2 protein-coding genes and 1 pseudogene are annotated in these 1,748 nt (G+C 39.4%); all 3 read right to left on the bottom strand.

The annotated features are described in order from the left end of the window. Positions 1-60: 60 nt before the first annotated feature. Positions 61-258, bottom strand: a pseudogene (locus tag HT703_RS11105) (N-acetylmuramoyl-L-alanine amidase family protein); the annotation flags it as partial. A 242-nt stretch (positions 259-500) separates the two neighbouring features. Further along, positions 501-1,175, bottom strand: coding sequence for a hypothetical protein (locus HT703_RS11100; RefSeq protein ID WP_054393070.1), 675 nt, complete (start codon positions 1,173-1,175; stop codon positions 501-503). 4 nt (positions 1,176-1,179) lie between these two features. Next, positions 1,180-1,626: a LytTR family DNA-binding domain-containing protein gene (locus HT703_RS11095; protein WP_000776604.1), complete on the bottom strand. Its 447-nt coding sequence runs from the start codon at positions 1,624-1,626 to the stop codon at positions 1,180-1,182. Positions 1,627-1,748 lie beyond the last annotated feature (122 nt).

The following is a 1,748-nucleotide window of genomic DNA, read 5'->3' as shown; positions in this document are numbered from 1 at the left end:
TGTTTTGAGGTTGTGGATGAAGCTGACGTGGTTTGAAGAGATTTTCGAAGAGTATTATTCTTATTGCCAGGCGCCTGAGTTATCAACGTAGTAACCATCAGGTGTGTAGGTATTGCGAAGCATCTTACCTGATGAAGCTAGATAATACCACTTGCCATTATCTTTGACCCAATCATTCGCTAGCATGGCTCCAGAAGAACTTACATAATACCATTCTCCCTTGTCATAAACCCAAGTGCTTGCTTTCATGGCTCCTGAGCAATTAAAGGTTCAAAAAACTGTCCAATATCATTCATTTTTTTAAAACATTTGACACTACATCATCCACGCTGTAGGACATAGATACATCAAACGTAAGAGCCAAAATATCGAAAAATATACAACTTTTAAAGGCAACATTTCATTTTTTAAAGTCTAACAACCATAGAACTGAAATCAGAGCAAGGCATCAATTTCCTACTCTTAGTACGTCTATTTTGATGGTTTAAGTGAAGATTTTTTTATTTAACGTAGACAATCCCCAACTTCCCAAAAGCCACATCTCCACGGATAATCAAGGTTTTGCTGGTTGGGGCTAGAGGAGTATCTGCCTTAGCTACGCCACAGAAAGTTTCTACCTTTAAATCAACTCTCCAATGTTGGGGAACAAAGATAACTGCATTGCCAAAACCAACTTCCACCTTCAGGGTTGCACTATCTCCTAAAATCTCTGCATTGTCATAATAGATTTTTGCATTTCCGAAGCCAACTTCTACTTGGTCTTCTACCAATTCTTGCTCTTGCTTGTAGAAAGTCCCACTTCCAAAAGCGACTTCCTTATCTGAAAGAATGGTCTTTTCACCATCATACCACCATTTTTTCCCATTCCAAGTTCTGTTAGAATGAGTGAGTACGCTGACACCCATTACGATTAAAATACTAGCCCAGAACAATGACTGATTTGGAATCGGTAAAATGTCATAAAAATGATTAGCAATCATGAGAGCTACAAAAGTTGTAAAAACTGCTGATGTCAGATGACGACGAAGCAAAGCTTCAACTGATTGATAGGCAAAAAATGCAATACCAAGCAAGGGCCAAATGTGCCCTCCAAGAGAAGGGATTCCAAAATTCCCCTGTAATAATACTAAAGCTGCCAATACTAGCAACACAATACCAAATGCTTTCTTTTTCATCTTCTTACCTCATATTTCTTAGATTTTCTTTTAGGAGGGATTGGTAATGCCGTGAGACATGAACCTCCTTGTGGGTCTGATAAAAGGAAATAGTTCCTGTCCCTGAAAAGGACTTGTCCACCGAATAGACTTGCCGAATATTAGCGATCGTTGACTTGGATACCCGACTAAAATAGCGAGGAAGGATAGCCTCTAACTCATAGAGTTTAAGCCGAACCTCGTAGGCATCTTTCTGAGTATGGGCGTAAATTTTGTTCCCCTCTGTTTCAAAGAAGAGAATTTCCGACAAGTCCAGATAATATTCACCCGTCCCCTTGTAAAAAATCAACCGAGGAGACTTGGATTCTTGCAAGAGCCGCTGTAAATCCGCAATCTCATCTGTCAAAGCCGCTGCCTTGATGACAATTTCAGTTTCCTCTAAATTGCTGTCAATTTCGATTCGTAACTTCATTCCATCTCCTTTCTGACTCTACTATATCAAAGCTAAAATAAGAAAACAAGAGCAAAAAAGCAAGTGGTTACTTTAGGCACGTAAGTGGTTCTAGGACCGCCTTATACTCTTCGAAAATCAAA

Source organism: Streptococcus sp. 3874, assembly GCF_013276425.1.
Lineage (GTDB): Bacteria > Bacillota > Bacilli > Lactobacillales > Streptococcaceae > Streptococcus > Streptococcus pseudopneumoniae.
The sequence above is the reverse complement of the archived record's forward strand: the minus strand, read 5'-3'. Positions and strand labels throughout refer to the sequence as shown.

Coding starts and splice junctions, on each gene's coding strand:
- HT703_RS11095 (WP_000776604.1), bottom strand. CDS start 1,626: ATGAAGTTACGAATCGAAATTGACAGCAATTTAGAGGAAACTGAAATT.
- HT703_RS11100 (WP_054393070.1), bottom strand. CDS start 1,175: ATGAAAAAGAAAGCATTTGGTATTGTGTTGCTAGTATTGGCAGCTTTA.